Annotated in this window: 12 protein-coding genes; 4 read left to right on the top strand and 8 right to left on the bottom strand. The window is 43.1% G+C overall.

Annotated features, from left to right (window positions below):
* Positions 1 to 70: 70 nt before the first annotated feature.
* The 3 genes from IEW82_RS12050 to IEW82_RS12040 all read right to left on the bottom strand — a co-directional run bounded on the left by IEW82_RS12050 (position 71) and on the right by IEW82_RS12040 (position 4,562).
* Entirely contained in the window at positions 71 to 895 is an 825-nt protein-coding gene (locus IEW82_RS12050; RefSeq protein ID WP_188694369.1) for a DUF4931 domain-containing protein, read from the bottom strand.
* A 205-nt stretch (positions 896 to 1,100) separates the two neighbouring features.
* Positions 1,101 to 1,913 carry a sugar phosphate isomerase/epimerase family protein gene (locus IEW82_RS12045; RefSeq protein ID WP_188694365.1) on the bottom strand — a complete coding sequence of 271 codons (813 nt, stop codon included), beginning with the start codon at positions 1,911 to 1,913 and terminating at the stop codon, positions 1,101 to 1,103.
* A 408-nt stretch (positions 1,914 to 2,321) separates the two neighbouring features.
* Positions 2,322 to 4,562: a DUF5689 domain-containing protein gene (locus tag IEW82_RS12040; protein ID WP_188694362.1), complete on the bottom strand. Its 2,241-nt coding sequence runs from the start codon at positions 4,560 to 4,562 to the stop codon at positions 2,322 to 2,324.
* Between the two features lie 615 nt (positions 4,563 to 5,177).
* On the opposite strand from IEW82_RS12040, the gene IEW82_RS12035 reads away from it, so the two are divergent.
* Positions 5,178 to 6,170, top strand: coding sequence for an aldo/keto reductase (locus IEW82_RS12035; RefSeq protein WP_188694359.1), 993 nt, complete (start codon positions 5,178 to 5,180; stop codon positions 6,168 to 6,170).
* Between the two features lie 354 nt (positions 6,171 to 6,524).
* On the opposite strand, the gene IEW82_RS12030 is transcribed toward IEW82_RS12035, so the two are convergent.
* Positions 6,525 to 7,421 (bottom strand): RluA family pseudouridine synthase, encoded by an 897-nt coding sequence (locus IEW82_RS12030; protein ID WP_188694354.1) that lies wholly within the window; start codon positions 7,419 to 7,421, stop codon positions 6,525 to 6,527.
* A 15-nt stretch (positions 7,422 to 7,436) separates the two neighbouring features.
* Complete coding sequence (locus IEW82_RS12025; protein WP_188694351.1) at positions 7,437 to 8,312, bottom strand: 5'-3' exonuclease; 876 nt, start codon at positions 8,310 to 8,312, stop codon at positions 7,437 to 7,439.
* A gap of 203 nt (positions 8,313 to 8,515) precedes the next feature.
* Here IEW82_RS12025 and IEW82_RS12020 point away from each other — a divergent pair, with 203 nt between their 5' ends.
* Together IEW82_RS12020 and IEW82_RS12015 are read left to right on the top strand one after the other, a co-directional pair.
* The gene (locus tag IEW82_RS12020) at positions 8,516 to 9,520 is read left to right on the top strand and encodes an ABC transporter ATP-binding protein (RefSeq protein WP_188694347.1); all 1,005 of its coding nucleotides are present in this window, start codon (positions 8,516 to 8,518) and stop codon (positions 9,518 to 9,520) included.
* Positions 9,517 to 10,407 (top strand): ABC transporter ATP-binding protein, encoded by an 891-nt coding sequence (locus IEW82_RS12015; RefSeq protein ID WP_188694345.1) that lies wholly within the window; start codon positions 9,517 to 9,519, stop codon positions 10,405 to 10,407. The genes IEW82_RS12020 and IEW82_RS12015 overlap by 4 nt, the downstream gene beginning before the upstream one ends.
* Positions 10,408 to 10,524: 117 nt before the next feature.
* Here IEW82_RS12015 and IEW82_RS12010 read toward each other — a convergent pair whose 3' ends face one another.
* Together IEW82_RS12010 and IEW82_RS12005 are read right to left on the bottom strand one after the other, a co-directional pair.
* Positions 10,525 to 10,737 (bottom strand): ASCH domain-containing protein, encoded by a 213-nt coding sequence (locus IEW82_RS12010; protein WP_229672571.1) that lies wholly within the window; start codon positions 10,735 to 10,737, stop codon positions 10,525 to 10,527.
* Positions 10,738 to 11,273: 536 nt separating this feature from the next.
* Complete coding sequence (locus tag IEW82_RS12005) at positions 11,274 to 12,140, bottom strand: SDR family oxidoreductase (RefSeq protein ID WP_188694341.1); 867 nt, start codon at positions 12,138 to 12,140, stop codon at positions 11,274 to 11,276.
* A 257-nt stretch (positions 12,141 to 12,397) separates the two neighbouring features.
* On the opposite strand from IEW82_RS12005, the gene IEW82_RS12000 reads away from it, so the two are divergent.
* On the top strand, positions 12,398 to 12,832 hold the full coding sequence (locus tag IEW82_RS12000) for an Rrf2 family transcriptional regulator (RefSeq protein WP_188694607.1): 435 nt from the start codon (positions 12,398 to 12,400) through the stop codon (positions 12,830 to 12,832).
* A 158-nt stretch (positions 12,833 to 12,990) separates the two neighbouring features.
* Here IEW82_RS12000 and IEW82_RS11995 read toward each other — a convergent pair whose 3' ends face one another.
* Positions 12,991 to 13,941 carry an NAD(P)/FAD-dependent oxidoreductase gene (locus IEW82_RS11995; protein WP_188694339.1) on the bottom strand — a complete coding sequence of 317 codons (951 nt, stop codon included), beginning with the start codon at positions 13,939 to 13,941 and terminating at the stop codon, positions 12,991 to 12,993.
* Between the last annotated feature and the right edge of the window lie 28 nt (positions 13,942 to 13,969).

Below are 13,969 nucleotides of genomic sequence, written 5' to 3'. Positions count from 1 at the left end.
TTCATGCTTATTTTTTTATTCAAAATAATGCGTTTGACTTGCGTTTGTATTTTCTCTTTGTTCTCTTTTGTTACTCTCTCAAGGACTCTGGTTGATAAAAATAGTGCTGACGCAGGTCATCGATAATCGCTTCTGGATTGTTGTAGGTTTGTCTGAGTCCAAAGCCAACATACAGTGGCGTCGTTACATACCTCGGAATAATTTTCACATAAAAGACATCGAGCCAGTGGTAAAAAAAGATGTTGTAGCTCCTACAGCTGCCACCATTAAAACGATTTAAAATATAATGGCAAATAGATTGGACCGATCTTGCGACTTCATGGAGTTGATCCAAATCTGTAAAACGGATATTGAATTCTGTAAACCCAATCATTGGATGGGTGGAAAGATTGACTTCTAGCGTATCGGAAGCAATAATGCGATGACCCACAAAGAACTCTTCCTTTAGATTGTCGTGATAATCGACCTTCTCAAGGCCAATGATCTGCATATGAGGATGGCGAATGGAGCCTCCTGATAGCGGTCCTTGATTCTTAAAGAATATCACGGATTTAAATCGTTCATTATTCTCCATTTCCAACCATTTTTCAAAAGCGAATGCCATCAAATTATATAAATGGGGGAGTGCATAATCCGCCAATTCTGATTGACACTCATCTGTCTCTATAAGTACAGTCGGAAAGGTTTCCTCAAGAACAGGATACTTATTTTTAACGAGAATCATATTGTCTCGTGTATCTATGATTTCATCAAGCTGGTCCTTTGCACAAAAAGGACAAAGACTGTTGTGATGCACGCTATTTGGTTTTTCCTTGGCGATCATGGGGTTGAAATGTAAAATTTGATCATCAGACAAAGAGATCACCACATTTCTTAAAGTTTGTACATACTCCATCCTATTCACATTCCTACTATAGGATTCAAGCAGATCGGTAAAAAAATTGAATGAAATAGAAGCCCTTTGCCGTGCTTCTATCCTTATTATAAATCCATACGTAGTGATCTGAAAGCATTCCGCTCGCTTTTAACAAAATTTTCATCACTGCATCCCTACTGCCTCTCTCCTTTAAACCATCGCCTTTGAAAATCCGGCACTTCTACTAGACGAGGCTTTTTAACCACTCAATCCCCTCATTCACAAACGTTTGTCCTGGCGAAAGGTGAGGTGTGTGTTCAAGGATAAAAATCACATCAGGTGCTTGCGATAGCAATGTAAGGAGAGGTACAATCTTAAGATGTTCTGGATCTTGTTCATGAGATGGGTGAATAGGCACCCAAAAATGCTGTTTACCTTGGAACTCGATATTATGCAGGTGAACGACCTTGACAAATTTTAGCCACTTTTTTAGTACCGCCATCAGTCTTTCTCCCACTGCAAGTGCATAATCACCCACATCAATACAGAGCTTGAGATTATAAGTCTCCCAGATTTCAATAGGAAGCTGTTGCAAGGTCTCTATGGCTAGCGGTGAGCGGTCGGGACCGAGCTTGGGTTCACAAACAATAGGTAAGCCATAGCGATCTTGGATACCTTTTAATCTCTGCAAACTCCTTTCAAGCTGTACATGAGCGTCTTCTCCAAGCGAGGTGGCCAAAAAAGGGAAATGGACAAGGATGTATTTAGCACCTAGGATAGAGAGCTGCTTTGCTTCCTTCTCTAATTGCTCCCATGCCAGCTCAGGATCAAAGCTGATTTTCTGCAAAAGATCATTCTTACTGCCCGTTCGATACAATGGAGCATGTATCCCAAACGTCATCCCTCGTCCCTTTTGTAGCTGCATGAATCTTTCAAATCCTTGAGGATCCGCAAACTCCCCAATCTCTATATGTGATAAACCATAGGTAAATAATGTTTCAAGCTGCTTTGTATCAGACATGATGGTGCTTCCGGAAATCCCGAGTTGTGTTGCCAAAAATAATCCCCCTCAACTTTTTGAATCATCGTTTCCGCTAAAAAGGCGAAAAAATTATTACACTTATTCTACACTTTTTACAAGCGTCACTCTATCGCATCTTTAATTTATCTAAAGGAGAGGATGCTTAATGATTCATATCCATCACTTAAAACGCCACTACAGTCGCGCAGTTTGAATTCGCATTATTAGAGAAGTGGAATGCTTGCCCCCTCTCTCGTATTCTATCTTTCTGACCGTTTTAAAGGTCATGTGTTACTTCCTATGCTAACAGCATTTATTCTGATAGTAGAATAAAACCGAACACCAATCCGAATGCGGCTTAATTCACTCGGATAAAGCGTTCGGTTTCTGTTTACCTAAATATTTTAGTCAATTCTATTTTATACCAAACACTCCCCCACCCTGCTAAACATGAAAATGGAGAAGCTGCCAAAGCTTATTCCAAATGACTTCTAACCACTGCTTCACATCTGTTGGATGATTGACATTAGCTTCAGCAATATCGCTTTCTGAGCGTGGTTTGAGCTCATAAGTTCCTTTGAAAATAGAGGCAACACCTGTGAGCGTTAATGTTGCATTCCTTTTGTATTTCTTCGTAAAGTCTGTATAATCCAATCCTGAACGGCTATCAATACGCACACGCGTGGTGTGCTTACCATTGACAGCATCAAATTTAAATGTTCCATAACTATCGGGATCACTTATATTTTTTACCTTGATATCCTCCAGTGTCACGAGCTCGCCCTGATTGGAATCGGAAACCTCAGAGACCACTTGTGGCTTTGGCACTTCAGCCGTTCCCTCGGGAGTAAATTGAATTAGATCAGAGAGCTCTACCTCACCATTGTAAGTCGTTTTCTTAGCAGAAATTTTCACCTTATCCCCGATCTTGAGATTACTCTCTTTGCTCTGATAGACATAGACACCTCCCGAAGCGTCCTGCAGATAAAAGCCTTGTCCACCCCAAATGCCTGGAGTTGTCGTTACGACACCCTCAACCGTCACTGATCCCCCATCCTGCTCAGCCCTTGCCTTGGCAATCGGCATTAATTCTGGAAGTGACTCATTCTCTCCAGGGGGAAGTGGCTCAGCAGCCACATCGGCAATCGTCACATCCTCAGTCACGGCGTTAGTCCCGTCAACCTTTAAGCGCAGATTGGCTTCTCCACTGTAAGCGGGGTCTAGCATTACAGTTAAGTCCTTATGACCCACGCCTTGATTATCTGCAGTAATAGTAAAAGGTGCGCTATAGCCATAACTCACTGGATAGTCCCCATCACCCACTTTGAATTTTGCCAGTTGCTGTCCACCTGCTTTGTAAATCCCTACTTTTAAGTTGGAAAGCGTCTGCCCTGGTGATAGATCCTTTACATTTAGACGAAGCTGAAATTCTTGATGATTAGGCAATGTCGCTTGATGCTGGAAGCTATAGGCCGGCTGAGAAGGAGCTTCTTTGTCTGAACCATAAGCCCCCGCTGCAAAGGTCGAAGGATCCCACCATTTATAACCAGCTACTGGTGTTGTCCAGGGTTCCTTCTCAGGTTCTGTCGAATTCTCCGGCACTTCAAAATCATGAAGCTTAGTTTTTTCGCTTAAAGGCACCTTGCCATCAAAGCTCGTATAATCCTCTTGCTTAGCCAACCACTCCATTGTATTAAGGAGAAAGGTAGCGTCATCTCCTTCTTTAGAGAACCCATCATAGGTGGTTTTCTTTTCACCTGTGTCTTCACGTACATATTTTGGTGTGGCGTCTTCCACAGGTGAGGAATCTCCTATGAATGCCGCCTTTCCTTTTCCTACCTTCGCAATCGCAGCAAAGGCGCCTTCCGCAACACCTCCATTATCATAGACACCTTGATCCACTGCAGGTCCCCATGCTGGAGGATTTTTCGGTAAATAGATTAAGCCTTTTGCTTTCTTCGGATCAAGAATGGCAATGGTAGATCCCGAGTGCATTTCTACACTGTTTACACCAGAGGTAATACCAAAATCGTCACTTGGCGATACAATCGTTTCACCAGAAGTAATATCCCCTAAAGCATTATAACGAAACCGAACGCCAAAGTGTTCAGCCAACCAATCACTTGATGAAACACCCTGCATCGCGGGGGACTGTGCTTCTTCAGTACTCATTCCCTTTGTTGGATCAGCAAACGCTCCTCGCCTGTAACCATTATAAACTTCTTCTGCGTCCCAACGGTTAAGATTGCGGTCTGAATTATAATGATCAGCAATAAAAAACACACTTCCACCATTTTGAACATAGTGCAAAATGGCCTCTTGCTCTGAGGCTTTAAATGGTATATTGGCTTCACCGAGAACGAACACATCATAGTTCTTTAAATCATCATAAGTGATCGGTGACGTTTTTCTTAATTCCTTCACTTCATAGCCCTTTTTTGCTAAACCATTTCCAAAATCTGAAAACGCCCCATCAATCACCCAGTCCGCGGCCCCAGCTGTTTCACCATGGGTATTATCAAATAGCACCTTCTTACCATTTACCGACCCAACAGGCTGAATCACCGGCGGAGGATCCTCTGCGGTTTCTGCATGGGCAAGCTCGTGCCGGGAAACAAGTAGACTTGATAATGGGAAAGCCAGCATGACAACCATCAACATTTTCACTATTCTACTAGGTTTCATTTGTTTCCTCCTTAAGATTAAGTTCTATGAAGTGTGCCACTTCCATTTCATAGTACAAAGCTAGTCAGCATAAAGATAGTCAATTTTCAAAAAATAATGCATTTGACCTAGTCTATTTTTTTATGAGCATCGCAAAGAATTCCTTGCCTTTTTTTATGTGCAAAAGGATTTCAAGGTTTTAGTGGATAAAACCCGAGTAGAAGCTACCTGTTTTTCAATCTATCAACAGTCTGCTAGTTAAGTTTAACAGATTCGAAATTTAAAAGAATGGATATTAAAGATTCTTTGATGACTTAATATAATTTTAGCAATAGCTACACGCACTTTAACAATTTCACATCTCTTTACCCGCGGTCTACATTCTCCCTGTAGATAGAGCAAGAGCTTTATTAAAGTTCATTTTCTAAGTGCGCATCATCCCTGAAATTCGGCAGTTACGACATGCTACTATTAGAACCTAACGGGATGGATATAAGCGTGCCCACACTCCCTATGGATAGAGGCGGCATCTACAAAATATCGAGGCATATTCTTTTTAGTAGCAAGCAGGTTTAAAGTATGATCATTAGGAAAATAACTATTATGCAGAGATTGTTTTATAAGGAGGATTTACTATTGGACTATATCACTATACCTCGTACAGATATCAGGGCTTCACGAATCGGCCTTGGCACTTGGGCAATCGGCGGTTGGAGCTGGGGGGGTACAGATGAAGCTGAGTCTATTCGTACGATCCATACAGCAATTGATGAAGGCATTAATTTCATAGACACCGCTCCCGCTTATGGACAAGGAGTATCAGAAGAAATCGTCGGGAAAGCTATCCGATCCCATGGACAGCGCGATCAACTGGTCATCGCAACTAAAGCTGGCATTGATTGGAATGCGACAGATGTCTTTCGAAACGGGGCTAAGGAGCGTATCAAAAAGGAAATTGACGATTCATTAAGGCGACTACAAACCGATTATATCGATGTCTATCAAGTCCACTGGCCTGACCCGAATGTACCTATCGAAGAGACCGCACAAGCGATGTATGATCTTTATAGCGAGGGAAAGATTCGGGCAGTAGGTGTCAGCAATTTCACGATTGATCAGTTGGAAGCCTTTAAAGCAGTCTCCATCCTCCATACCCATCAACCGCCTTATAATCTCTTTGAGCGCGCCATTGAAAAGGATATTCTCCCATGGTGTCGAGAGAATAATGTAAGCACCATTTTATATGGAAGCTTATGCCGCGGACTCCTCTCTGGCAAAATGAATAAGAAGCGTGAATTTAAAGGGGATGATTTAAGAAAAACAGACCCAAAATTTCAGGAACCGCGTTTTAGCGATTATTTATCTGCCGTTCAAGCCTTGGATGAGCTAGCGGAAGACCGATTCGGTAAAACCGTTCGTGATCTGGCCGTGCGTTGGGTGCTTGACCAGCCCGGTGCAGGCATCGCATTATGGGGGGCTCGTCGTCCTGAGCAAATTCAGTCTGTCAATGGCATTATGGATTTCACACTTGATTCAGAAACCCTGCGTGATATTGATAAGATTCTAGAAACCCATATCAAAGATCCTGTTGGACCAGAATTCATGGCGCCACCCGCTAGAAAAGCTTAATGAAAGCTCACGAAACAAAGGGAGCCCTTTCACAGAGGCTCCCTTTGTCTTAAAAACGTGGTCATCTAGGTTTGTTTGTTATTTTGTTTGAGGCTTTTGTTAAAATTAGCGCGCCTTTTGTTGCGTTACCCCAAGCTTTTGTCCCACTCACACCTGATTTGAAAACTCACACCCCGGATTTGTTCCCTATTTGGAAACTTCATGTTTGATTTGTTAGTTTAGCCGAGGCTTTTGTTAAAACAGCCACACCTTTTGTTTCTTTGCAGCCAGCTTTTGTTCTCTTGCCTCACTGCCTCTTTTTATTAAATTCCTGCTCACCTGTTGTTATTCCCGCTACTAAGGATGTCTTAGTGGCTACCTTCCTTTAAAGGGCTTGAAAAACACTTCTGGTACAGGGGATTCAAAAGATTTGATTTGATTGGTCTTAGGATGTTTAAAAGCGAGTACAGCCGCGTGTAAACCAAGCCTACCGATAGCTTTCGTCTTAGCGCCATAAAGTTTATCGCCGACAATGGGATGCCCCATTTCCTGCATATGTACCCGAATTTGATTTTTTCTTCCTGTTTCTAGATGGACTTCCAAGAGCGAATAATGTCCACTCGTTCGCAGTACTTTATAATGGGTAATGGCCTTTTGCCCGTCGCCTGTTTTCTTGCTTGAGTACATACGATGCGTCTTTGTCTCTTGTAACCAAGAGGTGATAGTCCCTTGCTTTTGGCTGACACGCCCCTCTACAAGAGCGATGTACGTTCGCTTCGTCACCCGCTCCCGCCACTCATTTTGCATACGTTCTTTAGCGCGCATACTTTTAGCAAACATCATAACTCCAGATGTTTCTTTATCCAAGCGATGAACAATAAATAAGCGCTGACGAGCGTCTTGGTTTTTAATGTAAGTGGTCAACTGATGATAAGCCGTTCGTTCTCTTTCCTTGTCTGTTGCAATGGTCAGTAAGCCTGAGGGTTTGTCAATGATTAAGACATCCTCATCCTCATAGATCACTGTGATGCCGGTCTCTTTAGGCAAAGTGGTGACCCAGCGAATCATGACCTTGTCACCTGGCTTTAAGCCATAATTATGCTGTGTCTGTGCCCGTTCATTGACGTAAACCTGCCCCCGAGTTAATAAACTCTTTACAGAATTTCTGCTCCTATTATTAAAAGATTGTAGTAAAAAAGGTAAAAGCTCTTCGGCTTCAGTAACTTCAAAAACGGTGTTTTCCTTCGAGCGTTTGCTTTTAAAATTTACCATATGCGTCCCTCTTTTTTAGCTTTGGCCAATCCAGCGTGTAAATGTTTTAAATTCGAGTCTTTCAAAAATAGCTTTAACTTTCTTGCGGTCCATTTTGTATTCCGCCTCATCAAGCGGACAAGCGATGGGTACTTCACAATGAATCTTAGCCAATTGTCGCGAAAGATGCAGCATATCCAAGTCATTCTCAATTTTGCTGCGAATGCCTGTTGAGAGCTGGTTGATGTTGGAAAGGATGCCCTCAATGGTTTCATACTCTTGCAAGAGCTTCAAGGCCGTCTTCTCTCCTATGCCTTTGACCCCAGGATAGTTATCAGAGGTATCCCCCATCAGCCCTTTTAGGTCAACGATCTGGTGGGGATATAAGCCTCTTTGCTCATAGAAGTTATCCGTTTGATAAACCGCATAATTGCCTTGTCCCTTTTTCATAATGGCGACAGAGATATTATCATCAACAAGCTGAAGAATATCCTGATCTCCCGTGAGAATAAGGACAGGTGTTAGCTGACTAAACTGTCTTGCCAGCGTTCCCATACAATCATCGGCTTCATAACCCTTGAGGCCAATGTTCGGAATATCAAATGCTTCAACAACCTCTTTTACCAGATCAAATTGTGGAATCAATTCCTCTGGAGGCTCATCACGATTGCCTTTATAGTGTTCATAAAGCTCATTGCGGAAGGTCTTACTCCCCATATCCCAGCAACAAATCACATGGCTGGGCTCGAAGGTTTCAATCGCATCTAAGAGATACTTCAAAAAGCCGAAAATCCCGTTTGTCGGAACACCACTGCTTGTTTTCATGTAATTTCCGCGAAAGGACGTGGCAAAAAATCCGCGAAAAAGCAAAGCCATTCCATCCACAAGTAAAATATTGTGTTGTTTTTCCATAACCGTACTCCTTTTACCTTCCTAGCTGTCCTATTTATGCTCTTTTTTTCGATTTATTCATCGTGTTAAAGTGCCATTATATCACAAAGCCTCTATAAGAGCATGGTGGCAATTCAATCCACTTGTTGATAGACCACTTAATTGCTATATTAAGAACAGTAAAATTCGCACGTATTCATGCTTAGAGTTAGAGGTGAGTGGCTTTGCCAAATCAAAACTTATTAAAGGTTAGCGGTTTAAAAACGTATTTTTATACAGAACCTCAAATCATCCCAGCCGTTGACGGGGTGGATTTAACCATTAAAAAGGGGGAAATTCTCGGATTGGTCGGCGAGTCTGGCAGTGGAAAAAGTGTCACATCTCTATCTATCATGCGTCTCTTCCACAATACACCTGGTAAAATCGTTGACGGCTCCATTACTTTTGAAGAGAAAGACCTACTCTCGCAATCTGAGCGTGCCATGCAATCAATAAGAGGAAACGAGATTGCAATGATCTACCAAGAACCCATGACTTCTCTCAATCCAGTGCTTACGATCGGTGAACAAATTGAAGAAGCGATCATCAAGCATTTGGGTTATTCCCGAAAACAGGCCACAGCCCATGCTAAAAAGATGCTTGAGCTCGTCGGTATTCCAAGAGTGGACAGCATTATTCATGATTATCCGCATCAGCTTTCAGGAGGGATGCGCCAACGTGTGATGATCGCCATGGCTATGTCATGCTCACCAAAACTACTGATTGCCGATGAGCCTACGACAGCTCTTGATGTTACGATTCAAGCTCAAATCTTAGATCTTATGAAAACTTTACAGACCACCCATGATCTCTCCATTCTTTTGATCACCCATGACTTGGGTGTCATTGCCGAGGTCTGTGATCGGGTGGCTGTCATGTACGCAGGACGAATTGTTGAGGAAGCTGATGTTTTCGAACTGTTTGAGCATCCTAAGCATCCTTACACACAAGGATTAATGCAATCGATGCCTAGATTAGGAGAACATCAAGAGCGCCTTTCATCTATTAAAGGACAAATCCCCGCCCCACAAGAGTGGCCAAAGGGCTGCAAATTTGCCACACGCTGCCCCTTCGCCTTTGAAAAATGCTGGCAAAATGAGCCTGAACTCATTCTAGCCAATCCGCACGGCCATCGTAGCCGTTGTTGGCTGAGCGATGAAGTCAAGGAAACCGAGGGCGTGAAACCATGACAAAACCTCTTGTTAAAGTGGAGCAACTGACGAAAATCTATAAGCTTAAAACGAAAAAAAAATCAGATTCACCCAAGACCTTAAAGGCTGTCGATGGATTGAGCTTTCATATCGCTGAGGGTGAAACCTTTGGTCTTGTAGGTGAGAGCGGATCAGGAAAATCAACGACAGGACGGATGCTGCTTCGTCTTTTGGATGTGACAAGTGGGCGGATTGTATTCAACGGCAAGGATATTACCCATTTAAAAGAGCGACAGCTGAGACCGATGCGCAAGGACTTTCAAATGGTTTTTCAAGATCCTTACGCTTCACTTAATCCGAGATACACAGTGAGCGATATTTTGGAGGAGCCGCTTATTGCTCATAAGCTCTATCCCCATCGGGCGGATCGCCTCAAAAGGGTAAAAGAGCTGCTTTCAACTGTTGGCTTAGCAGAAACGCATATGAAACGTTATCCTCACGAATTCAGTGGAGGGCAACGGCAGCGCATTGGTATTGCTAGAGCACTTGCCGTCAATCCCAAGCTCATTGTTGCCGATGAACCTGTCTCTGCTTTAGACGTCTCGATTCAATCGCAGATTCTTAATCTCTTTAAGGATTTGCAGGAGGCCTTTAACTTGACCTACCTTTTTATTGCCCACGACTTAAGTGTGGTGGACTTTATTAGTGATCGAATTGCAGTAATGCATCGCGGGCGGATTGTCGAGCTGGCGGCTCGTGAGGAATTATACAACAGCCCTTTGCATCCTTATACGAAACGCTTGCTGGCTTCCGTCCCTGTCCCCGACCCTAAACAACGTAGAAAACGCCATGACATCTATGAACCATTACCGCAACAGACACCCCCACTCAAAGAAGTGTCTCCCGGGCATTTTGTTGCTTTATAAACGAGGATTAACTCGCAACACTCTAAACTTAACTGTCTATTAAACGACTCGCTTTTCATCGAGTCGTTTTCTCAGCATCGCTGTTTCACTCCGGAAGGTTGACCCAAATCACAGCTCCTAAAGGATGCTTATAAGGAATGGGCGTTTTATAGACTTTAGGCTGAGCTTCCGGCTATCAACAATCGTCACCTCACCCACTATAGTCCCTGTGCCACTTTTAATAAGCGCAACGAGACCTCTTATGGTTGTATTTGAGCCGCGAATTTCCCACACTTTCTTTCCCGCAAGAATAAGCTCAATCCATGGTGATTTTATGATTAAACCCTTCATCCCTACACTCTCCCTATATTGAGCTATTTTCATAGATAAAGTTACAACGAAACTGATCCATACGCTCCTGCAATTCCGCAACAATTTGGCTCGGCTGCTTATTCACCGTATTATTTAAGAAAAACCGGGCGAAAGCATGCCCGGTCCTTGTCCTTAGTATAGAGCATCATCCAATATGAAAGAGGCTTCATTGCCTGGTCAAGTGGATGGGGTGCAAGGCGCGAGATTCGGAACACTCTAACATCGTGTGGCCCCGAATCTCCGCTGACTCATGAAGTGATACTAGAGTCCTGCGGAAAAGTGGGAGATCGATAAGCCCCCGTGGAAAGCGAGTGGCCCCGAGCGGAAACGTGCACTATCCACTCCGTTTGCATCAAATTTTTATACCTTCTTATTATTTTAGGAAAACCAGATAAATTGCACCCAGTCCTATTGAGTGAGATGTTAAAGTGCAGGCCAGGCTTGGTTTCTACTTTCGGATTGTATAAAAAGCGACCTCCTCATATCAATTAGAAGGTCGCTTGAGTTATAGCCTCTTATTTTTCTTGCTCTTGGACGATCTGACGTAAGGCTTCGCTTATTGGTGTCGTCGGGCGACCAAGAAGCTTTTCGAAATCATTGCTTTCGATTTCTAAAGTCCCCTCCCGAATGTCCTTCTGAATACCAACAAGCATCGGTATGATAAATTCTGGTACACCAGCACTCTTCATCGTTTCCGCATAAATTGCATCATCTACATGCTGAACGTTAACCTCCTTACCCAAAATCTCACCAAGGATGGATGCTAATTCTTCCTGGGTAAGCAGCTTACCTGACAGCTCATAGATCGTATTGTCATGACCCTCACCAGATAAGACGGCCGCTGCAGCTTCCGCATAATCTTGTTGCGGTGCCCAGCCAACCTTGCCATTTCCTGCTGAGGTGACCCATGGCGCCCCTGCTAACACAGCTTGAACACTAGATGTTTCATTCTCCAAATACCAGTTATTGCGTAAAAAAGAATAAGGGATTTCTGTCTTTATGATCGCTTGTTCAGTTGCTTTATGCGTTGGTGCGAGGAGATTGGTACTTTCCTGTGCATTGACAATGCTCGTATAAGCAATGAATTTAACACCCGCACGCTCAGCCGCTGCCACAGCATCTGCATGTTGACGAATACGCGTCTCATTATCACCATCTGCCGAAATGATTAACAACCGATCAATCCCGGCAAAGGCTGTATCCAAGGTTTCTGGCTGATCAAAATTGCCTTGGCGAATCGCAACGCCACGTGCCCGCAATCCCTCAGCTTTCTTCGGATCTCGAACACTGACAACAAGGTCACTTGCCGGTACCGTCTTCAGTAACGTTTCTATAACTTTAGAGCCAAGCTTCCCAGTAGCTCCTGTGACTAACATTTTCATGCGCCATTCCTCCCAGTGTAAATAGGTTCAAAAATCTATGTGTCATATCGCTTCAGAATAAATTGTAACTATTTTAGTTACCTGTAATTATAATAATTACAATAAGGATATTTGTCAATGCATTTGCATCCATTTATAGTATGACATGAAAGTTCCGTGATATATACTTGCACATAGAGTATAATAAGGTCTGTAACCATTATACTTACATCTCGAATACGATTGGCTATATATAACACGCAAGGAAGGTGGTTATGATGTCTATCAGCAGTCGTTTTGCTGTCGGCGTTCATATATTAACACTGATTGAATTCAATAAGGACGGAGTAAGCTCTTCAGAGTATCTCGCTGAAAGCGTCAATACCAATCCAGCCCTCATCAGAAAAATCATCGGCATGCTAAAAAAGGCAGATTTAGTCGACGTCCATCCTGGCATCGCAGGAACAAAGCTTGCTCGAGATCTCTCGGATATCACACTCTTAGATGTCTATAAAGCGGTAAATGTCGTTCAAGACAATAAGCTATTTAGTATGCATGAAAACCCAAATCCCAAATGTCCTGTCGGCAGAAATATTCAAGAGGCGATTATGCCAATCTTTTCAACTGCTCAACGCGCATTGGAAAAGGTCCTCGGTAACGTAACCTTAGAGGATATCGTTGCGGATATTGTGGAAAAGGAACAGATTAACTAAGCAGCACCTAAAAAGAATGTCCCAGAGAAGGCGACGGGACATTCTCCTTTCATTAAGTCAGCCTACCTTCATATTGTCTAATTAAGTAAAAGGAAGAGAAACTTTAAACTCTAATTAGCTATTCGCAGGTCTATAAATTTTTAAAGATTTTTGCAGGATCACCTCTCTTGAACACTATTCCACTCAGCGTCTAACAAATCCAATTGAATGGCAGCTGCTGTTGTTGCACCACTTGATGCTGCGGCAATTAATTGAAATGGCACTCCAGATGCATCCCCAGCTGCATACACGCCTGAGACATTCGTTCTCCCCATTAAATCCGTATCGATTTTCATAACATGATGACCATTACTTGACACAACACATCCCATTTTTTTCGGTATATCTGTACTTTGAATCAAAGTTGGCGAAAAGAATATCCCTTCACATTCCACAGGTGGAGCGGAGTGAAAGATTATGCGTTTTACATCACCCTGTGACGATTCAATATGCTCAATTTTATCTTCAATAATCGGGATCCCGTGAAGGTGTATTTCAGAGCGTTGGTCAGGCGATAAAACGGCTGACCCATCGGTGAGTAAAGTCAATTTTTGAGTCCACCCAGATAGCAGCTTTAGAAGATGCAAGCTCAAATCATTCAGCCCAATAACACTAATCTGTTTATCTCGTAATTCCCAACCGTCGCAAAACGGACAGACAAAAGCACTCGTTCCATACACTTCTGAAATCCCATTAATATCAGGTAATACATCCTTCAAGCCCATAGCGAATAAAAGCTTTCTGCTCTGGACTGCCACTTCAGAGCCCGCTAATTGGAGCTGAAAATCCCCATCCTTTCCCGTTACCGACTTCACTATGTCAGGTTGAAATGTGACCGAAGGGTATTTCAAGATTTGCTCCTTAGCAATTCTGCGAAATTCAGTGGGTGTTATTCCATCTCGTGTCAAAAAACCATGTGATTCTCTCGTCACCGCATTCCGTGGCAACTCTTCATCGATGACCACGACACGTCTACGTGAACGTCCCAGCACTAAAGCCGCATTAAGTCCTGCCGGGCCACCCCCAATAATTGCAACATCATACATTTCATCGCCCTGTTTATTATTCATATTCAAAAGCCCCCCTACCTTCCAAAAT

The organism is Pullulanibacillus camelliae, from assembly GCF_014642655.1.
In the GTDB taxonomy this organism is placed as follows: Bacteria; Bacillota; Bacilli; order Bacillales; family Sporolactobacillaceae; genus Pullulanibacillus; species Pullulanibacillus camelliae.
This window is presented reverse-complemented; position numbering and strand designations above follow the sequence as displayed.

What these genes read in the sequence shown, in the direction of transcription:
- IEW82_RS12050 (WP_188694369.1), bottom strand. Translation starts at nt 895, where the DNA reads ATGGAGTATGTACAAACTTTAAGAAATGTGGTGATCTCTTTGTCTGAT.
- IEW82_RS12040 (WP_188694362.1), bottom strand. Translation starts at nt 4,562, where the DNA reads ATGAAACCTAGTAGAATAGTGAAAATGTTGATGGTTGTCATGCTGGCT.
- IEW82_RS12030 (WP_188694354.1), bottom strand. Translation starts at nt 7,421, where the DNA reads ATGGTAAATTTTAAAAGCAAACGCTCGAAGGAAAACACCGTTTTTGAA.
- IEW82_RS12025 (WP_188694351.1), bottom strand. Translation starts at nt 8,312, where the DNA reads ATGGAAAAACAACACAATATTTTACTTGTGGATGGAATGGCTTTGCTT.
- IEW82_RS12015 (WP_188694345.1), top strand. Translation starts at nt 9,517, where the DNA reads ATGACAAAACCTCTTGTTAAAGTGGAGCAACTGACGAAAATCTATAAG.
- IEW82_RS12010 (WP_229672571.1), bottom strand. Translation starts at nt 10,737, where the DNA reads ATGAAGGGTTTAATCATAAAATCACCATGGATTGAGCTTATTCTTGCG.
- IEW82_RS12005 (WP_188694341.1), bottom strand. Translation starts at nt 12,140, where the DNA reads ATGAAAATGTTAGTCACAGGAGCTACTGGGAAGCTTGGCTCTAAAGTT.
- IEW82_RS12000 (WP_188694607.1), top strand. Translation starts at nt 12,398, where the DNA reads ATGTCTATCAGCAGTCGTTTTGCTGTCGGCGTTCATATATTAACACTG.
- IEW82_RS11995 (WP_188694339.1), bottom strand. Translation starts at nt 13,941, where the DNA reads ATGAATAATAAACAGGGCGATGAAATGTATGATGTTGCAATTATTGGG.